Origin of the sequence: Flavobacterium sp. CF108 (assembly GCF_900129795.1) — a bacterium.
Taxonomy (GTDB): Bacteria; Bacteroidota; Bacteroidia; order Flavobacteriales; family Flavobacteriaceae; genus Flavobacterium.
The window spans coordinates 399,651-418,877 of record NZ_FQWW01000002.1; the positions used below are offsets into that span (position 1 = coordinate 399,651).

The window sequence follows — 19,227 nt, forward strand, 5'->3', positions numbered from 1 at the left end:
ATTTTTATAATCTGTGAAAATCATTTTAATCTGTGGCAAAAATTAAAAAAATTAATTCGTGGAAATTAGTGTAATTCGTGGCTAACTTTTTTCCTTAAATTTGAATAACTAAAAAACCAAACGATGAAAATTATAAAGTGGGGAATTATAGGCTGTGGGAATGTAACGGAAGTAAAAAGCGGGCCGGCTTTTCAGAGGGCTCCAAATTCTGCTTTGGTTGCTGTGATGCGAAGAGATGCAAAGCTTGCCGAAGATTACGCCAAACGCCATAACGTTCCAAAATGGTATTCGAATGCTCAAGATTTAATAAATGATCCTGAAGTCGATGCCGTTTATATTGCTACACCGCCATCTTCTCATAAAGAATATACTCTTTTGTGTGCCAAAGCCGGAAAGCCTATTTATGTTGAAAAACCAATGGCTTTGACTTTTGAAGAATGTAATGAAATGATCAGTGCCTGCAAAGAACATAATGTTCCACTGTTTGTTGCTTATTACCGAAGAGGTTTACCTCGCTTTCTAAAAATAAAAGAAATAATTGACAAGGGAAAATTAGGAAACATACGTCATGTAAATACTGTTTTATATCATCCGTTTGAAGCTCGTTACGATGACGAAATTAATCTTCCGTGGACGGTTTTACCGCATATTTCAGGAGGCGGAATTTTTGTTGATTTAGCCTGTCATACTTTAGATTTTCTGGATTTTGTTTTAGGTCCGATAAAATCTGTTCGCGGACATGCGACTTCTCAATTGCAAGCTTATCCGGCAGAAGATTCAGTTTCGATGTCTTTTTTATTTGAAAACGGAATTCACGGATCTGGTTTATGGAATTTTGCCAGTTTTGAGCGTTATGACAATACTGAAATCGTGGGTGATAAAGGTAAAATCTCGTTTTCAACTTTCGGAAATGATCCCATTCATATTCAATATACGAATGGTAAAAAAGAAAGTATTACAATAGAAAATCCGCTTCATATTCAGCAGCCGTTTATAGAAACTGTAATGACTGAACTTTTAGGTAAAGAAGGTGCTTCTCCATCAAAAGGGATTTCAGGAGCGAGAACTACTTGGGTTATTGATGAAGTTTTGAAGGAGTTTAGGGATTCGAAATAATTTCAATTGCCTCCAGCTTTAGCTGGAGATTAAATAATAGCAAGCTTAAGAGGCTTTAGCCAAAAAAGTTTGTTCGGCTAAAGCCTTTTTCAATTCAACCCTGTGAACCTCCAGCTAAAGCCGGAGGAAATTTAATAGATCTTGTCATTTCTCCTTTCGTAGAAATGACAAAAAACAAAAAGGATATTCTTTCGAATATCCTTTTCTTCAAAAAACTATAAAATTTCTATAAAAAATTATAGACTGTATTTAAGACCTACAGTCAAACCTAAACCAGAAATCCCAACATAAGAACTAATATCATTCATCTCATCATCAGGTCTGGTTGTATCTGTTGTCACCGCTGTTGATGTATTAGGATTAAATAAATAATGGTTTGAATTAGCTGTCAATTTATCAACATATTTAACATGGCTTGCTGAATAAGAAGCATCTGGTCTAAAAGTCGTTGGAGTATGTAATTTATCAACTCCATTTTCCGTATAAACTTCAGTTTCTTTAGTGTCCCCGTGTACAGTAAAGTTACGGTATTCCACTTCAGCAAATACAGAAATATTTTTTCCTAACTTATATGATGTACCAATTGCAGCCATAAAACCTACAGTTGGTTTTGGCTTTACAACGTCTTTAGAAAATGTCTGTAATATTGGTGTTCCAGTAGAGTTTGAATACGTACGGTTAGTTTCGATAGTTAAATCCCCGTGGACAGGAACAATAACACCTACTTTTGTGTAAGGCTCAAAACCTTTATGTTCTCCTAAAAACAAAACTAAAGCCGGGGATAAATCAAATGCTCTAATTCTTCCTTCTGCTTTTCCCGATACAAAAGTTGGTCCAGCTGCCACTAATCTGTGAGTAGTTTCAGCCATTTTTTCATTATTTCCAACGTAATAGTTTATGCCCATTTCAACACCTAAACGTGTATTGAAACGGTAACCTGCCGCCAAAGTAGAACGAAATCCTTGTCCAAAAGATCCGTGATTAGCCTCTCTGGAAACTAAAGTTGTACCATCTGCTGCATAAACATCATTATTAGGTAATGTTCCTGAAATAATTGGAAAATCAGTTGCAGCAGTTTGGATGAAATATGACCCACCCAATTTAAAATACCAGCTTTCTGGTTTGTCTGCTTGTTCTGTCTGCGCCATTGTAGCGATAGAGCAAACTAATAATCCTAATAAAAATAGGTTCTTTTTCATAATTCTGATTTAATTAATTTATACAAACTTAGAATTTTTTAACATATTCTTATAATTTGCATTGTTAGACTTGGAACGAAATCGTTGTAATTTCGGGCAATATTACTAAAAAAGTATTATGCATGCATAATTTTAACACTAAAATTTTAGATTCAATTAAATTTTAACTGTTAAAATTTAGTTCAGTTTAAAATTTATCTGCATTTTCTCTAATTCCTGAAGAAGCTCTGCCGAAATCCTAATTTTTAACCTTCTGCTTGGCATCGTTAATTTAGTTACAACCTTCACTTCTTCAACTTCTTTTACTTCCTGCATTTTAGCTTCTCCGGCAACAGTTTCATTATCATCATTCTCATCTTCAAAAACAGCATCTTCACTCTCTTCAAATTCACTTGTGGTTTCAACCTCAACTAAACGCTTCACATTTTCGATTTCCATGATGTCAAAACTCACAGTATTATCGCCTTTATTTTCATTAAATAAATGACTTAATTTATGTATAAACTCAGGCTGAAGATCTTTGATATTTAATAAAAGAATCAATTTTTTAGCAAAAGCCTCTAAAATATCCTGCAGCTGACGAATCTCAACAAACTGCATTCTAGGCTCTGATTTTTTTCCTGTATCGTGATTTACCCAGCCATCTTTGATCAATATTTTTAAATAGGCGAAATTATTCTGAATCAGGAAATGGCGGAATTTTAAGTATTCTTCACCAAAAATCTTAAACTCAAAACTTTCATCATATCCTTCTAAGTTAAACACGGCCCAGCCCTTTCCATTTTTGGCTACTCGATGCTGCACGTTATTAATGATTCCTGCAAAGTTTAGATTTTTACCTACATATTCATTCATACTTTTCAATGCTTCTAATCGGGCATTGCAGAAGTATTTCATCTCAAACCTAAAATCATCAAGCGGATGTCCGGAAATATAAATCCCTACAACCTCTTTTTCTTTTGCCAGTTTTTCCATTGTACTCCAGTCTTCACATGGAGGTACAACAGGTTCTGCAATTTGTACTTCGCTCGCTTCTCCAAATAAACTTACCTGCGATGAGTTTTCATTTTCCTGAAATTTCGATCCGTAACGCATAGCCTTTTCATAAAACGTAATTCCGTCGCCATCATCATGGAAATACTGCGCTCTGGTTGTTCCTTCAAAAGAATCAAAACCTCCGGCAAGTGCTAAATTTTCAATTGCTTTTTTGTTGGCTGCACGCAAATCAATTCGTTTCGCCAAATCAAAAATTGATTTATATCTTCCGTCTTTTCTGTTTTCTACAATTGTTTCAACAGCTCCGGAACCAACACCTTTAATCGCGCCCATTCCGAAACGAACAGCATAATTATCGTTTACTGTAAATTTATAGTACGATTCGTTTACATCTGGCCCTAAAACCTGTAATCCCATACGTTTACATTCTTCCATAAAAAACGAAACCTGTTTGATATCGTTCATATTATTCGAAAGAACCGCAGCCATATATTCTGCCGGATAATGCGCCTTTAAATATGCCGTTTGATACGCAATCCATGCATAACAAGTCGAGTGCGATTTGTTGAAGGCGTAACTTGCAAAAGCTTCCCAGTCTTTCCAGATTTTCTCTAAAATCTTCGCATCGTGACCTTTTTCTGCTGCTTGTTCTACGAACTTCGGCTTCATTTTATCTAGTACATCTTTTTGCTTCTTACCCATCGCTTTACGCAAAACGTCGGCCTCACCCTTTGTAAATCCTGCCAAAGACTGAGACAAAAGCATTACCTGCTCTTGGTAAACCGTAATTCCGTAGGTTTCTGATAGATATTCGGCACAGGCATCTAAATCGTATTTAATTTCCTCGTCACCATTTTTTCTTCGAACGAAAGACGGAATATACTCCAAAGGTCCCGGACGATAAAGTGCATTCATGGCAATTAAATCTCCAAAAACTGTTGGTTTAAGATCTTTCATGTATTTCTGCATTCCAGGCGACTCGTATTGGAAAATTCCAACGGTCTCACCTCTTTGGAAAAGCGCATACGTTTCTTCATCATCGATTGGAAACGTGTCTGGGTCCAGATCAATATTTGTTCTGTATTTTACCAGTTTTACGGTATCTTTTATCAGCGTAAGGGTCTTTAGACCCAAGAAGTCCATTTTCAGCAATCCGGCACTTTCTGCAACCGAGTTATCAAACTGCGTTACATATAAATCAGAATCTTTTGCGGTTGTAACCGGAACGTAATTCGTAATATCCGATGGCGTAATGATAACCCCACAGGCGTGAATTCCGGTATTACGCATTGATCCTTCAAGGATTTTTGCCTGCTGAATGGTTTCTCCTGCCAAATCATCTTCATTGGCAATGGCGATTAATTCTTTTACATTGTCAAATTCGTCAGAACGAAGCGCTTTTTTAACCTCTTCTTCACTCTCTGAAATAAAACGCGCCAAATTCCATTTTGACGGCATCATTCCAGGAATCAGCTTTGCAATTCTGTCGGCTTCAAATAATGGTAAATCCAGTACACGAGCCGTATCACGAATCGCTGATTTGGTTGCCATTTTACCATAAGTGATAATCTGAGCTACCTGCTTTTGACCGTATTTATTGATTACATAATCCATTACACGTCCACGACCCTCATCATCAAAGTCGATATCAATATCGGGCATCGATACACGGTCAGGATTTAGGAAACGCTCAAAAAGTAAGTCGTATTTAATGGGGTCAATATTGGTAATTCCGAGACAATACGCAACGGCAGAACCCGCTGCAGATCCACGTCCTGGACCAACCGATACATCCATTTTTCTCGCTTCGGCAATGAAATCCTGTACAATCAAAAAGTAACCTGGATATCCTGAATTCGAGATCGTCAATAATTCAAAATCCAAACGCTCTTGAATAGATTCTGTAATTTCTCCATATCGTTTTGCGGCACCAACCATCGTAAGGTGTCGCAAGTATTTATTTTCACCTCGAACCCCTCCGTCAGCTTCATCTTCTGCAACAACAAATTCTTCAGGAATATCAAATTTCGGAAGCAATACATCTCGGTAAAGTGAATATCCTTCAACCTTATCTATAATTTCCTGAATGTTTATAATCGCTTCTGGTAAATCAGAAAAGAGTTTTTTCATCTCTGCTTCCGATTTGAAATAATATTCCTGATTTGGAAGCCCGTAACGATAACCTCGTCCGCGTCCAATAGGTGTTGCCTGCTTTTCACCGTCTTTTACGCAAAGTAAAATATCGTGCGCATTGGCATCTTCTTTATTTAAATAATAGGTATTATTAGTCGCAATTAATTTTACATTGTGCTTTTGCGAAAATTCAACAAGGGTTTTGTTGACACGATTTTCATCTTCCTGATTGTGGCGCATAACTTCTAAATAGAAATCTTCGCCAAATTGTTCTTTCCACCAAATCAATGCATCTTCGGCTTGGTTTTCACCAATGTTCAGGATTTTACTCGGAATTTCTCCGTATAAATTCCCAGACAAAACCATGATGTCTTCTTTGTATTTTTCGACTATATTTTTGTCAATCCTCGGCACATAATAAAATCCTTCGGTATAAGCAATCGAAGCCATTTTGGCCAAATTATGATATCCCGCTTTATTTTTAGCCATTAAAACAACTTGATAACCGTTGTCTTTTTTGCTTTTGTCTAAATGGTTTTCACAAATATTAAATTCACAGCCTACAATTGGTTTTACCTCTGTTTCTGTCGGTTCTTCTCCGGCTTCAACCAAAGCTTTATTTTTTCCCGATGCTGCTTTGTTATGGTTCATAACGGCGCTCACAAAGTGAAAAGCTCCCATCATGTTTCCGGTATCGGTCATAGCAACAGCCGGCATTCCGTTTTTGGCTGCAGCCGCCACAATATTTCCAATCCCGATTGTAGATTGAAGAACCGAAAACTGTGTATGATTGTGTAAATGCGCAAATTTTGCCGCTTTAAAATCTGCTTTATCAGATTCTGAAACGGTAGTTTGCTTATCGTCAACTTGTAAAGCTTTAAGCTGTTCTCTGATTTTATCAGAAGCTGCTTTTAAGTTGATGTGTTTTAAACCAATAAGCTTAAACGGCTCCGAATTTCTTTCTTGAAAGTCTTTGAAATAACCCTGCGGAACGTCTAATTCTTCTTTTGTAAAAACTTCTCTTCTAACCAATTCAAGGAAACAACGCGTAGTTGCCTCAACGTCGGCAGTTGCGTTGTGTGCTTCCGCGAAAGGCTTATCGAAAAGATAGCTGTGTAATTCAGTCAGCGTTGGAAGTTTGAATTTTCCTCCACGACCTCCGGGAAGCTGTAATAACGAAGCTGTAACTTCTGTACAAGTATCCAAAACAGGCATCGAACTCATTTGAGACTCCACACCCATTCTATGGAATTCAGCTCCCATAATATTAACGTCGAAACCTAAATTCTGACCAACGATAAATTTGGTTTTGCTTAATGCGATATTGAATTTCTCCAAAACTTCGGCAAGCGAGATTCCATCGGCTTCAGCCAATTCAGTCGAAATTCCGTGAATACGCTCGGCATCATACGGAATATTAAATCCTTCTGGTTTTACCAAATAATCCTGATGCTCAATAAGCTGTCCCATTTCATCGTGAAGCTGCCACGCAATTTGTATACAGCGAGGCCAGTTATCAGAATCGGTTATTGGGGCATCCCAGCGTTTTGGTAATCCGGTTGTTTCGGTATCGAATATTAAATACATAGAGTTGTAAAAAAGTCAAATTTTAAAATCCCAAATTCCAAGTCTGTCATATTACAAAATACTGACAACATGAAACATAACAAAATGCGAAATGAAAAATGGAAGAAGTTCAAATTTACGCTTTTTTTTAAGCGAATGAAAAACGAAGTTATCAACAAAAGCACAATTAACATCTCGGTATTCTAAACGCAAAAACAACAGAATTTGATTCTTTTTTTCTTAAAAAACTTCGATTATTCATTTTGGATACTCATTACACCAAAATGAACACTTTTAAGCTTTACTGTATGCTGAACTTTGCCTCATCAAATTATAACAATTAAAAAATAATAATCATGAAAACAATTTTTATCACAGGCGCATCATCAGGTTTAGGAAAAGCAACAGCAAAATTATTTCAAGCAAAAGGTTGGAATGTAATCGCAACAATGAGAACTCCAGAAAAGGAAACTGAACTTGCTGGTTTAGAAAATGTAACGCTGCTACCATTAGACGTTACGAATTATGATCAAATACAAAGCACGGTTCAAAAAGCAATTGCATTAAGCGATATTGATATCGTTTTTAATAATGCTGGTTACGGATTAATTGGTCCTTTGGAAAGTTTTAACGATGATCAAATCACAAAACAATTAAATACTAATTTATTAGGAACAATTCGTGTAACGAATGCCTTTATTCCGTATTTCAGAGAAAAAAGAAGCGGTTTGTTTATTTCAACAACTTCTATTGGCGGATTGATTTCTTTTCCTTTAGGTTCTGTATATCACGCCACAAAATGGGGATTGGAAGGCTGGAGCGAAAGTATGGCTTTTGAATTAAATCAATTTGGAATCAATATTAAAACGGTTTCTCCTGGCGGTATTAAAACAGAATTTTTACACGGTTCACTTGATACTGGAGTTAAACCTGAATACCAGGCAATGGCAGACAAAATGTTTGAAAATGTAGATGTAATGTTTGAAATGGCATCGACTCCAGAACATATTGCCGATGTTGTTTATGAAGCTGCTACAGACGGAAAAACCAAACTTAGATATGTGGCCGGAGAAGATGCAAAAGCACTTTACCAGCAAAGATTAGAACAAGGTGACGAAATTTTTCGTGCTTCATTTGGTAAACAATTTTTGGGAGCCTAATCTATTTCTAATACCGCTCAGGTTTTGATAATCTGTGCGGTATTAGTTTTCATTTTTTTTTACTTTTATATCATGGAAAAGAAAAACAATAATCCAACCAAAATTTCCTCTGTATCGCAGTTCCATACTTTATTTGATCTGCCAAAGCCGCTGCATCCCATGATCAGTTTGGTTGACAATAAAATATTAGCTGTTAAAGCAGAAACGAATAACTCATTTTTACTCGATTTTTATAAAATATCTTATAAATATTCTACAAATGGTAAAATGGGTTACGGTCAAGGTTACTATGATTTTAACGAAGGCGGTTTAATGTTCACTTCTCCCAACCAATTGATTTTTACCGATAATGAAGAAGGAACCGAATATCACGGTTATACTTTATTTTTTCATCCGGATTTTATTCGAAATTATCCTTTAGGAAAAAACATTAAAAAGTATGGTTTCTTTTCGTACGATACGAATGAAGCACTTCATCTTTCCGACAGCGAAAAAACAACGATTATAGGCTTATTAAATAGCATTGATAATGAGCTTCATACGGCTATTGACGAAATGAGTCAGGATGTTATCATTTCATATATTGATGTTTTGCTGAATTACAGCAATCGTTTTTACAAACGTCAATTTATTACCAGAAAAACAGTCAGCAATGATTTATTGCTTAAAGTAGAAGAAACTTTAAATGATTATTTCAATAATGCCGAAACCTTAAAAAGAGGTCTGCCTTCAGTCGATTTTCTTGCTTCACAAGTAAATGTCTCCAGTCATTATTTAAGCGATATGCTTCGTAATTTAACGGGACAAAATGCGCAGCAGCACATTCATTCGAAACTAATAGAAAAATCAAAAGATTTTCTGATGACTACTAATCTTTCGGTAGCGGAAATTGCCTATCAATTGGGTTTTGAATATCCTCAGTCATTTAGTAAACTGTTTAAAAAGAAAACCAATCTTACTCCATTAGAGTTTAAAAATTCCCTGAATTAATCTTCAAAATTATTCTCTTTAAAAAAGCCCTTTTTGTCTTAAAAAAGCATAAAAATTCATAAAAATACACTTCTTGGATGTCGTAGTATTTAGATAGTTTATTGAATCTAAATAACGTCTTAAAAACTCTTTTAAAAGCCTTCAAAAACCAACAAAGCACTCCTTTTGCGAAGAAATCAAAACTAACAATTATTACTATTTTTATTCATTTTGTTAGATTTTTTCAATTAAATTCTTATATTTTATAGTGATTTTGAAATAAATTTGCAAACTATTAAAACAAAAAACAATTAAAGAAAATTAAAGTTGAAAAAGAAAAACAAAGTCATTTTCTAAATCATTTTTCTGCCAAAATTGAAGCTGCAAAAGCGGTTTATCAATTTGTATTTTAGTTTGGGTATCGTATATAATGAAATATCGAAATTGACGCTTTTGTATCTTTTTTTACTTTTGTTTTGCTATTATACTGAACAGGAAATTGCTGTGGTTATAGAAATTACAATTAAAAAAAATAAAAAATGAGTAAGACATTATTTGACAAAGTATGGGATTCACATGTAGTGCGTAAAATTGAAGATGGACCAGATGTGTTTTTTATTGACCGCCATTTCATTCATGAAGTTACGAGTCCTGTTGCTTTTTTAGGATTAAAGTCAAGAGGCGTTAACGTTTTATACCCACAACGTACTTTTGCAACTGCAGATCACAATACCCCAACCATAAACCAACATTTACCAGTTCAGGATCCTTTATCAGCAAATCAGCTTCAGGCTCTTGAAGATAATGCTGCAGAATACGGAATTTCGCACTGGGGATTAGGTCATCAAAAAAATGGTATTGTACACGTAGTAGGTCCTGAAAACGGAATTACTTTGCCAGGTGCTACTATTGTATGTGGAGATTCACATACGTCTACTCACGGTGCTTTTGGAGCAATTGCTTTTGGTATCGGAACTTCTGAGGTTGAAATGGTACTTTCTACTCAATGTATTATGCAGCCTAAACCAAAGAAAATGCGTATTAACGTAAACGGTCAATTAAGTAAAGGTGTTGGCCCAAAAGACGTTGCACTTTATATTATTGCGCAATTAACTACTTCTGGAGGTACAGGGTATTTTGTTGAATATGCTGGTGATGTTTTTGAAAACATGACTATGGAAGGTCGTATGACAGTTTGTAATTTAAGTATCGAAATGGGTGCTCGTGGCGGAATGATCGCTCCTGACCAAACTACTTTCGATTTCCTTGAAGGAAGATTATACGCTCCAAAAGGTGAAGCTTGGACAAAAGCTGTTGAATACTGGAAAACTTTAAAAACGGATGCTGATGCTGTTTTTGATGCTGAATTAAACATCAAGGCTTCAGACATTGAACCAATGATTACTTATGGTACTAACCCAGGAATGGGAATTGGTATTACAAAACATATCCCAAGTGCAAAAGAAGTTGAAGGTGGTGAGGAAACTTACAAAAAATCTTTAGCTTACATGGGCTTCCACGAAGATGATGTAATGATTGGAAAACAAATTGATTATGTTTTCTTAGGAAGTTGCACAAACGGACGTATTGAAGATTTTAGGGCTTTCGCCGAAATTGTAAAAGGAAGAAAAAAAGCAGATAATGTTACCGCTTGGTTAGTTCCGGGTTCTCACGTTGTGGAAGCTCAGATTAAAGAAGAAGGTATTTTAGATATTTTGACTGAAGCTGGTTTTGTATTACGTCAGCCGGGTTGTTCAGCTTGTTTAGCAATGAACGATGATAAAGTACCTGCCGGAAAATATGCGGTAAGTACTTCTAACAGAAACTTTGAAGGTCGTCAAGGTCCTGGATCAAGAACGCTTTTAGCAAGCCCAATTATGGCCGCAGCTGCTGCTGTTACAGGAAAACTAACAGATCCGCGTGAATTATTTTAGATTGCAGATTTTAGATTTTAGATTTCTCACTTTGTGTAATCTTCATCTAAATTTCTTCAAATAAAATGAATCAACATTATTTAATACAAAACATTTTTAGGTTCTAATTTTTAAGTTTTCAAAAGAAATCTAAAATCTAAAATCCTAAAATCTAAAATTCCAAAAAATGGCATACGATAAATTTACTATACTTACCAGCAGTGCAGTGCCACTGCCAATTGAAAACGTTGATACAGATCAAATCATCCCGGCTCGTTTCTTAAAAGCTACAAAACGTGAAGGTTTTGGAGACAACCTTTTTAGAGACTGGAGATATAATGGAGACGATACTCCAAAAGCAGATTTCGTTTTAAACGATTCGACTTATTCTGGAAAAATTCTTGTTGGAGGAAAAAACTTCGGTTCTGGATCTTCAAGAGAGCATGCAGCTTGGGCAGTTTATGATTACGGATTTAGAGCTGTAGTTTCTAGTTTCTTTGCTGATATCTTTAAAGGAAACTGTCTAAATATTGGCGTTTTGCCAGTACAAATCAGCCCGGAATTTGCTGAAACCATTTTCAAAGCAATCCAAGCTGATCCTAAAACAGAATTAGAAATCAATCTTCCAAACCAAACTATTACTTTATTGTCAACTGGTCAGCAAGAATCTTTTGCTATTAACGGATACAAAAAGAACAATATGATTAATGGCTTTGACGACATTGATTATTTACAAAACATTAAAGAAGATATTGTGGCTTTCGCCGATAAACTTCCTTACTAATAGAAATCTCATTCAGGATATTAGACCCGACAGGTTTCAAAAACCAGTCGGGTCTTTCTAAATTAAATGAGAAAAAATAGAACGCAGATTTTTATTTTACTTAATACTAAAAATCCGTTTTTATCAGCGTCTTCGCAAAGCGAATCCGTAAAATCAGCGTCAAAATTAAACATGGATATCAATAAAAATCCAACGTTAGAAATTACAATATCAATATGGAAAAAAGAAAAATTGAAATAATGGATACGACGCTTCGTGATGGTGAACAAACCTCAGGAGTATCATTTTCTGCTGCAGAAAAACTGACCATTGCACAATTATTGCTGGAAGAATTAAATATTGATAGAATCGAAATTGCTTCTGCCCGCGTGAGCGAAGGAGAATTTCAAGCCGTAAAAGGCATTACTTCATGGGCAGAAGAACGCGGCTATATTAACCGAATTGAAGTCCTTTCGTTTGTTGACGGAGGAGTTTCAATTGATTGGATGAAAAAAGCCGGTGCAAAAGTGCAGAATTTATTGACTAAAGGCTCAATGAATCACTTAACGCATCAGTTAAAAAAAACACCCGAACAGCATTTTTCTGAAATCGCTCAAATAATCGCTTTAGCAAAAGAAAATAATATTGAAACGAATGTTTATTTAGAAGATTGGAGCAACGGAATGCGAAATTCTCCTGAATACGTTTTTCAGTTTCTGGATTTCTTATCTACACAGCCCGTAAAAAGAATTTTACTTCCAGATACTTTAGGAGTTTTAATTCCGTCTTTGGCTTTTGAATTTATTTCTAAAATCAGAGCAAAATATCCGCAGATTCATTTTGATTTCCATGCTCACAACGATTACGATTTAAGTGTTGCCAATGTTATGGAGGCTATAAAAGCTGGTATTAACGGACTTCACGTTACGGTAAACGGAATGGGAGAACGTGCCGGAAATGCGCCGCTTGAAAGTACGGTTGCGGTAATAAATGATTACCTGCCAGAAGTAAGCATCAATATCAAAGAAACTTCTTTATATACGGTTAGCAAATTAGTTGAAACGTTTACAGGATACAGAATTCCTGCCAACAAACCAATTGTGGGCGATAATGTTTTTACGCAGACTGCTGGAATCCATGCCGATGGCGACAACAAAAACAACTTATATTTTAATGATTTACTTCCGGAACGATTTGGAAGAAAAAGAAAATACGCTTTAGGAAAAACTTCTGGAAAAGCTAATATTGAAAAAAATCTTCAGGAATTAGGTTTAAAACTAAATCAGGAAGATTTGAAATTGGTTACCCAAAGAATCATCGAACTAGGCGATAAAAAAGAAACCGTTACGAAAGAAGATCTTCCATACATTATTTCAGATGTTTTGGACAGCCATACTTACGAAGAAAAAATAAAAATTGAGTCCTATATATTAGTACACTCAAAAGGAATGCGTCCGTCAACGACTTTGTGCTTGAAATTTGGCGAAGAAATCATCGAAGAAAATGCACAAGGAGATGGTCAATTTGATGCTTTTATGAACGCTTTATCAAAGATTTACAAAAGCAAAAAACTAACGCTTCCAAAATTGATTGACTATGCAGTAAGAATCCCGCCGGGAAGTAGTTCTGATGCCTTGTGCGAAACTATTATCACCTGGGTCAACAACGGAAAAGAATTTAAAACCCGCGGATTAGATTCTGATCAAACTGTTGCAGCGATTATCGCAACGCAAAAAATGTTGAATGTAATAGCTTAATATAAGGAACAAAGGTTCAGAGGAACAAAGGGACAAAGGCTAAAGATAAAGTTTTCATCCCAACATCTTTGAACCTTTGTTCCTCTGAACCTTTGAACCTTAAATAACACATATAGAATGAAATTAAACATAGCCCTTTTAGCCGGAGACGGAATCGGACCAGAAGTAATAAATGAAGCTGTAAAAGTATCTGATGCTATTGCAAAAAAATTCAATCACGAAATAACTTGGACTCCTGCTTTGACTGGAGCTTGCGCAATCGACGCAGTTGGGGTTCCTTATCCAGATGAAACGCACGAGGTTTGTATGAAAGCCGATGCGGTTTTATTTGGAGCAATTGGCCACCCAAAATATGATAACGATCCAAGCGCGCCAGTTCGTCCTGAGCAAGGTTTATTGTTGATGCGTAAAAAATTAGGTTTATTCGCTAACGTTCGTCCAACGTTTACGTTCCCTTCTTTAATTGATAATTCTCCTTTAAAAAGAGAAAGAATTGAAGGAACTGATTTAGTTTTCTTAAGAGAATTAACAGGCGGAATTTACTTTGGAGAAAAAGGAAGAAAAGATAACGGAGAAACTGCTTTTGACAATTGCGTTTACACACGTGCAGAAGTGCAGCGTTTAGCTAAAAAAGGTTTCGAATTAGCAATGACACGTAGCAAAAAATTATGCTGCGTTGATAAAGCTAACGTTTTGGAAACTTCACGTTTATGGAGAGAAACAGTTCAGGCTATGGAAAAAGATTATCCTGAAGTTACGGTTTCTTACGAATTTGTTGATGCTGTTGCAATGCGTTTGGTTCAATGGCCAAACTCTTATGATGTATTAATCACAGAAAATTTATTTGGAGATATCTTAACTGACGAGGCTTCTGTAATTTCAGGTTCAATGGGATTAATGCCTTCTGCTTCTGTTGGAGAGCATACTTCTTTATACGAGCCAATCCACGGATCTTATCCACAAGCTACAGGATTAAATATTGCTAATCCATTGGCTACAATTTTATCTGCAGCCATGATGTTTGAAGATGCATTCGGATTAAAAGACGAGGCTGAAGCTATTCGTGCTGTAGTAAACAAATCTTTAGAACAAGGTGTTGTTACAGAAGATTTAGCTCCAAAAGGATCGAAAGCTTACAAAACAAACGAAGTTGGAGATTGGCTTGTAGCTAATTTATAATAGTTTATTTTGTTTCAGGTTTCAAGTTTCAGGTTGTTGGAACGTGAAACCTGAAACTTGAAACAAAAAAAGGGATCAGCTTTCGTTGATCCCTTTTATATTTTAGAAAAAAAATATTAATATCCTCCTCTGTTACCACCACGGTCATTTCCACCACGGTTTCCTCCACCATAACCTCCGCGTGAATCTCCACCACGGCTGTTATTATTGAAGCTTCTTCTTTCACCTTCAGGTTTCGGTTCAGATTTATTAACAACAATTGAACGACCTTGAACAGTAGCTCCGTTCAATTCATCAATTGCTTTTTGAGCTTCCGCATCGTTTGGCATCTCAACGAAACCAAAACCTTTGCTTCTTCCAGTAAATTTATCAGTGATAATTTTAACTGAATCTACTGCTCCATAAGCCTCGAAAGACTCTCTTAAATCTGCTTCCTCAATACTGAATGGAAGGCTTCCAACAAAAATGTTCATATGTACTTATTTATAATAATGTAGCAAATGTAGTCTTATTTTTCTGTAATCTACTATATATTAGTTTATTTATGTTTTTATTTTGATTTTGAAAATCAGCTCATAAAACGTCGTATTTCCAAAAGTTACATCTGATGATGAACAATATCACTTACTTGAATCGGAACTTTATAAAAAACACCTTCTGTAAAGTTAATTTTTGGATTCTCCGTATCGCTTTCATCTTCATTCATCGCAGTAAATTTAAATGTTCCTGAAATCGTATTAGTATCGATATCGTACTCTGTAATAACAATTTGTCCGTTACCAATATTTGTTCCTGTAGAAAATGAAGATAATTCAGCAGGCAATGTATTTTCATAAGATGCTTTTGAAGTTTCATTAAGACCTAAAATAAAAGTTTGTTCTGCAGAAGAAGCCGTTTGCAAAATAACATTTTCATACCCTAAAGAACCTTCAATAAATACAGTCCCATTTGCACCAAAATAAGCTTTATATGTTTGAGCTCTCCAGAAAACATTATTTTTCAGCGTTTGAAAAGCAGGATTATTGAATTTTACATCTTCTGTACAAGATGTAAGCAGTAGTAAAAAAGATAAGAAGTAAAAATATTTTTTCATATATATAAGATGAATTTAATGCAAAAGTATCGCATTATGAGGTAAATATTTAAATTTTAAAGTCAAAAAAAAAGCTAAAAATCTGTCTTAAATATATTTAATACTTTTTGAAACGGATAATTGATAAAAAAATTATATCTTTGCGCCCTTAATTAACAGAGGTCGAGTACCTCAAAATTTAATCATAAGATTATGTCAGTAAAAATTAGATTACAAAGACACGGTAAAAAAGGAAAACCTTTTTACTGGGTTGTAGCTGCAGATGCACGCTCAAAAAGAGATGGTAAATACTTAGAGAAAATCGGTACTTACAATCCAAACACAAACCCAGCAACTGTTGAGTTAAACCTTGACAGCGCAGTTAAATGGTTACACAATGGTGCACAACCAACTGATACTGCTAGAGCAATCCTTTCTTACAAAGGTGCTTTATTGAAACACCACCTTGATGGAGGTATCCGCAAAGGAGCTTTAACTCAAGAACAAGCTGACGCTAAATTAGCTGCTTGGTTAGAGGCAAAATCTGGAAAAGTTGATGCTAAAAAAGATGGTTTATCAAAAGCGCAAGCTGATGCTAAAGCAAAAGCTTTAAAAGCAGAAAAAGAAGTTAATGCTAAACGTTTAGCTGCTGCAGCTCAGGCTGAAGCTGATGCTATCGCTGCTGCAACTCCTGCAGTTGAAGAAGAAGTTGCTGAAGTAGAAGCAGAAGCTGCTACTGAAGAAGCTCCTGCTGCTGAAGAGAATAACGAAACAACTGAAGCATAATTTTACTTAGCGATAATGCGTAAAGAAGAATGTTTTTATTTAGGTAAAATCGCTAAAAAATTTAGTTTCAAAGGTGAAGTTCTGATCTATTTAGACACAGACGAACCTGAGTTATACGAAAATCTGGAATCAGTGTTTGTTGATCACAACAAACACTTGGTTCCTTTTTTTATTGAAACAAGTTCTTTACACAAAAACGACTTTCTTAGAGTTCGTTTTGAAGATGTAAATAACGAGGAAGAAGCAGATGCACTTGTTGGCAATGCTATTTATCTTCCTTTATCAATGCTGCCAAAACTTTCTGGCAACAAATTTTATTTCCACGAAGTTATTGGTTTCGAAATCGAAGACCAGCGCCTAGGTGTCTTTGGGAAAATTACTTCAATTAATGATTCTTCTGCACAGCCTCTTTTTGAAGTTTTGAATGGTGAAGTAGAAATCTTAGTTCCAATGATCGATCATTTCCTAGTTAAGATTGACCGAGAAAATAAAAAGGTTATCATGAACCTTCCAGAAGGATTGGTTGAGATGTACCTTTAAAAAAGTATTCAGTTTACAGTTTTTAGTATTCAGTCACTGCCTTTCGAAATTTATTTTTAATTTTTTAGAAATGTCTTTATTTAGCTTCAAACAATTTTCTATCAAACAAGATAAAACTGCAATGAAAGTTGGCACTGATGGCGTTTTACTTGGCGCTTGGGCTCCCATTCATCATAATCCTTTTAGTATTTTAGATATCGGCGCAGGAACTGGCATTATTGCATTAATGCTTGCACAGCGAACTCATGCGCAACAAATTGATGCTCTTGAAATTGACGAAGATGCCTATGAACAAGCTGTAGAAAATTTTGAAAATTCACCTTGGGGTGATCGTTTATTTTGCTTTCATGCCGGATTAGATGAATTTATTGAAGAACCGGAAGACGAATACGACTTAATTGTTTCAAATCCGCCTTTTTATGCCGAAGATTATAAAACAGAAAACGAACAGCGTGATTTAGCACGTTTTCAAGATGCAATGCCTTTTGAAGAAATAGTTGAAGCTGCTGATTTATTACTTTCTGAAAATGGAATATTTGCCATAATTCTTCCTTACAAAGAAGAAGAAAAATTTATTGCTTTAGCAAAAGAAGCTGAATTATATCCCACAAAAATTACACATATAAAAGGTACTCCTACCTCATCAATTAAAAGAAGTTTATTGGCTTTTAGCCGAAATGAAACTGACGAAATCGAAATCGACGAATTAACAATCGAAATTGACAGACATGTTTATACACCAGAATATATTGAGTTGACGAAGGATTTTTATTTGAAATTCTAAACTTGTTCAAAAATACTTTTAAACTGATACAAGATTCTTTCTATTAAGCGTAAATCTTCCGTTACGATTTCTGCGCTTCCTTTCATTTCCTGTTGAAATAAAATTTGTTTATTATAAGACGTCTTTAATCCGTCTGGCAATGCAACATCAATCAGTAAATTTCCATCTTTATCCGGAACCAGAGAAATATTCTGAATCTTTCCTTTTAAAACCCCAAATTCCCTGTCCGGAAAATTAGCCAGTCGAATATTCACTCTCTGCCCTGTTTTGATTTTACCTGAATTTAAAGCCGGAGCTTTTACTTTTCCTATAAAACCATTTTTAGCATCGGGAATAATTGAGAAAACATTGTCGCCTAAATTTATCGTTTGATTTTCTGTCCAAACCTGTAAAAAAGTAACTTTCCCGCTAATGGAAGATTTTAAGGCATAAGCCAGCTCCCAGTCTTTTATCACTTTTTTTAGCTGATAAAACGACTGCGCCATGTTTCTGCCCAGGTTTACTTCTTCTTTAGTGCTGTTTGCCTGCGAACTCTGGCTCGATTTTGTATTATCAATAAGAGAAGATCTCAATTGAGAAATCGATGATAATAAGCTTCTGTAACTCTTTTGTGCCTGCAGAAAACTTAGTTTTTTAACTTCCATTTCCTGAGCAGAAATTATACCTTTATTGAATAGTATTTCAAAACGGGCCACTTCATTCTTTTGAAGCTGTAGTTCGCTTTCATTAATTACTTTTTGCTGCTGCAAAATTTCTAATCTTTCCTTTATTTGGATTTTTTCAGAAATCTGTGCTCTGTTTTCAATTGCAAAAGGCTGCAGGTCATGATTTAATTCCTGTGCCTGATAATCTTTTTGAAAAACAGCATAGGCACTTTCTATTTCTCCCAGCTGTGTGTTTTTTAATTTTGAAAATGGAAACTCTATTTTTGGGTCGTTGATATTATAATTATCAACAATACTCTTCAACAGGAAAACATCGTTGTAATTCGCTGTGTTTTCTATAATGGCAAGTGTGCTGTTTTTAGATACAACGGATTTATTTTTAACCAAAATAGCTTCAATACGACCAGATGATTTGGAAACAATTTTCTCCGGCGGGATATTGGTCGTAATCACAATTTCAGTATTCACAACATCCGGGTATTTTATAAACCAGGAAACAAAAAAGAGCATCAGTATGATTACAAAAATCAAAACTGTTCCCCAGCGGATCATCCAGTGCGGCACTTTGGTGAGAATGTCCTGAACTTCCTCGCTTCTTAATTCAAATGTGCTGTTATCTTCTTCCATGA

The 19,227-nt window shown here is 35.4% G+C and carries 15 protein-coding genes; 10 read left to right on the plus strand and 5 right to left on the minus strand.

Annotated features, from left to right (window positions below):
- The first annotated feature begins 123 nt into the window (after positions 1–123).
- Positions 124–1,116 carry a Gfo/Idh/MocA family protein gene (locus BUE10_RS07040; protein ID WP_073483640.1) on the plus strand — a complete coding sequence of 331 codons (993 nt, stop codon included), beginning with the start codon at positions 124–126 and terminating at the stop codon, positions 1,114–1,116.
- Positions 1,117–1,352: 236 nt separating this feature from the next.
- On the opposite strand, the gene BUE10_RS07045 is transcribed toward BUE10_RS07040, so the two are convergent.
- Both BUE10_RS07045 and dnaE read right to left on the minus strand, forming a co-directional pair.
- A complete protein-coding gene (locus BUE10_RS07045; RefSeq protein ID WP_073483642.1) occupies positions 1,353–2,315 on the minus strand; it encodes an outer membrane beta-barrel protein in 963 nt (320 codons plus the stop codon).
- A 177-nt stretch (positions 2,316–2,492) separates the two neighbouring features.
- The gene (gene dnaE, locus BUE10_RS07050) at positions 2,493–7,031 is read right to left on the minus strand and encodes a DNA polymerase III subunit alpha (RefSeq protein ID WP_073483644.1); all 4,539 of its coding nucleotides are present in this window, start codon (positions 7,029–7,031) and stop codon (positions 2,493–2,495) included.
- Between the two features lie 335 nt (positions 7,032–7,366).
- On the opposite strand from dnaE, the gene BUE10_RS07055 reads away from it, so the two are divergent.
- The 6 genes from BUE10_RS07055 to leuB all read left to right on the plus strand — a co-directional run bounded on the left by BUE10_RS07055 (position 7,367) and on the right by leuB (position 14,751).
- Entirely contained in the window at positions 7,367–8,170 is an 804-nt protein-coding gene (locus BUE10_RS07055) for an SDR family oxidoreductase (RefSeq protein ID WP_073483651.1), read from the plus strand.
- A 72-nt stretch (positions 8,171–8,242) separates the two neighbouring features.
- A complete protein-coding gene (locus tag BUE10_RS07060; RefSeq protein WP_073483653.1) occupies positions 8,243–9,160 on the plus strand; it encodes a helix-turn-helix domain-containing protein in 918 nt (305 codons plus the stop codon).
- A 518-nt stretch (positions 9,161–9,678) separates the two neighbouring features.
- Complete coding sequence (leuC, locus tag BUE10_RS07065; protein WP_073483655.1) at positions 9,679–11,073, plus strand: 3-isopropylmalate dehydratase large subunit; 1,395 nt, start codon at positions 9,679–9,681, stop codon at positions 11,071–11,073.
- Between the two features lie 166 nt (positions 11,074–11,239).
- Positions 11,240–11,836, plus strand: a complete 597-nt coding sequence (leuD, locus tag BUE10_RS07070) for a 3-isopropylmalate dehydratase small subunit (protein WP_073483657.1) — start codon at positions 11,240–11,242, stop codon at positions 11,834–11,836.
- Positions 11,837–12,051: 215 nt separating this feature from the next.
- The gene (locus BUE10_RS07075) at positions 12,052–13,572 is read left to right on the plus strand and encodes an alpha-isopropylmalate synthase regulatory domain-containing protein (protein ID WP_073483659.1); all 1,521 of its coding nucleotides are present in this window, start codon (positions 12,052–12,054) and stop codon (positions 13,570–13,572) included.
- A 117-nt stretch (positions 13,573–13,689) separates the two neighbouring features.
- Positions 13,690–14,751: a 3-isopropylmalate dehydrogenase gene (gene leuB / locus BUE10_RS07080; RefSeq protein WP_073483661.1), complete on the plus strand. Its 1,062-nt coding sequence runs from the start codon at positions 13,690–13,692 to the stop codon at positions 14,749–14,751.
- Positions 14,752–14,867: 116 nt separating this feature from the next.
- Here the strand turns inward: leuB and BUE10_RS07085 are convergent, their stop codons facing one another.
- Both BUE10_RS07085 and BUE10_RS07090 read right to left on the minus strand, forming a co-directional pair.
- Positions 14,868–15,224 (minus strand): RNA recognition motif domain-containing protein, encoded by a 357-nt coding sequence (locus BUE10_RS07085; RefSeq protein WP_073483663.1) that lies wholly within the window; start codon positions 15,222–15,224, stop codon positions 14,868–14,870.
- Between the two features lie 125 nt (positions 15,225–15,349).
- Positions 15,350–15,844: a DUF6252 domain-containing protein gene (locus BUE10_RS07090; protein WP_073483665.1), complete on the minus strand. Its 495-nt coding sequence runs from the start codon at positions 15,842–15,844 to the stop codon at positions 15,350–15,352.
- A 192-nt stretch (positions 15,845–16,036) separates the two neighbouring features.
- Here BUE10_RS07090 and BUE10_RS07095 point away from each other — a divergent pair, with 192 nt between their 5' ends.
- From BUE10_RS07095 to BUE10_RS07105, 3 genes are all read left to right on the plus strand, one after another.
- Positions 16,037–16,609: a 30S ribosomal protein S16 gene (locus BUE10_RS07095; protein ID WP_073483667.1), complete on the plus strand. Its 573-nt coding sequence runs from the start codon at positions 16,037–16,039 to the stop codon at positions 16,607–16,609.
- Positions 16,610–16,624: 15 nt separating this feature from the next.
- Positions 16,625–17,149, plus strand: a complete 525-nt coding sequence (rimM, locus tag BUE10_RS07100; protein WP_073483670.1) for a ribosome maturation factor RimM — start codon at positions 16,625–16,627, stop codon at positions 17,147–17,149.
- Positions 17,150–17,219: 70 nt separating this feature from the next.
- Positions 17,220–17,933, plus strand: a complete 714-nt coding sequence (locus BUE10_RS07105) for a tRNA1(Val) (adenine(37)-N6)-methyltransferase (protein WP_073483671.1) — start codon at positions 17,220–17,222, stop codon at positions 17,931–17,933.
- On the opposite strand, the gene BUE10_RS07110 is transcribed toward BUE10_RS07105, so the two are convergent.
- Positions 17,930–19,225 (minus strand): HlyD family secretion protein, encoded by a 1,296-nt coding sequence (locus tag BUE10_RS07110; RefSeq protein WP_073483673.1) that lies wholly within the window; start codon positions 19,223–19,225, stop codon positions 17,930–17,932. The two genes, BUE10_RS07105 and BUE10_RS07110, sit on opposite strands and share 4 nt — an antisense overlap.
- Positions 19,226–19,227 lie beyond the last annotated feature (2 nt).

Bases quoted from the DNA above. Each gene is read 5' to 3' on its own strand.
- BUE10_RS07040 (WP_073483640.1), top strand. From the start codon at position 124: ATGAAAATTATAAAGTGGGGAATTATAGGCTGTGGGAATGTAACGGAA.
- BUE10_RS07045 (WP_073483642.1), bottom strand. From the start codon at position 2,315: ATGAAAAAGAACCTATTTTTATTAGGATTATTAGTTTGCTCTATCGCT.
- dnaE (WP_073483644.1), bottom strand. From the start codon at position 7,031: ATGTATTTAATATTCGATACCGAAACAACCGGATTACCAAAACGCTGG.
- BUE10_RS07055 (WP_073483651.1), top strand. From the start codon at position 7,367: ATGAAAACAATTTTTATCACAGGCGCATCATCAGGTTTAGGAAAAGCA.
- BUE10_RS07060 (WP_073483653.1), top strand. From the start codon at position 8,243: ATGGAAAAGAAAAACAATAATCCAACCAAAATTTCCTCTGTATCGCAG.
- leuC (WP_073483655.1), top strand. From the start codon at position 9,679: ATGAGTAAGACATTATTTGACAAAGTATGGGATTCACATGTAGTGCGT.
- leuD (WP_073483657.1), top strand. From the start codon at position 11,240: ATGGCATACGATAAATTTACTATACTTACCAGCAGTGCAGTGCCACTG.
- BUE10_RS07075 (WP_073483659.1), top strand. From the start codon at position 12,052: ATGGAAAAAAGAAAAATTGAAATAATGGATACGACGCTTCGTGATGGT.
- leuB (WP_073483661.1), top strand. From the start codon at position 13,690: ATGAAATTAAACATAGCCCTTTTAGCCGGAGACGGAATCGGACCAGAA.
- BUE10_RS07085 (WP_073483663.1), bottom strand. From the start codon at position 15,224: ATGAACATTTTTGTTGGAAGCCTTCCATTCAGTATTGAGGAAGCAGAT.
- BUE10_RS07090 (WP_073483665.1), bottom strand. From the start codon at position 15,844: ATGAAAAAATATTTTTACTTCTTATCTTTTTTACTACTGCTTACATCT.
- BUE10_RS07095 (WP_073483667.1), top strand. From the start codon at position 16,037: ATGTCAGTAAAAATTAGATTACAAAGACACGGTAAAAAAGGAAAACCT.
- rimM (WP_073483670.1), top strand. From the start codon at position 16,625: ATGCGTAAAGAAGAATGTTTTTATTTAGGTAAAATCGCTAAAAAATTT.
- BUE10_RS07105 (WP_073483671.1), top strand. From the start codon at position 17,220: ATGTCTTTATTTAGCTTCAAACAATTTTCTATCAAACAAGATAAAACT.
- BUE10_RS07110 (WP_073483673.1), bottom strand. From the start codon at position 19,225: ATGGAAGAAGATAACAGCACATTTGAATTAAGAAGCGAGGAAGTTCAG.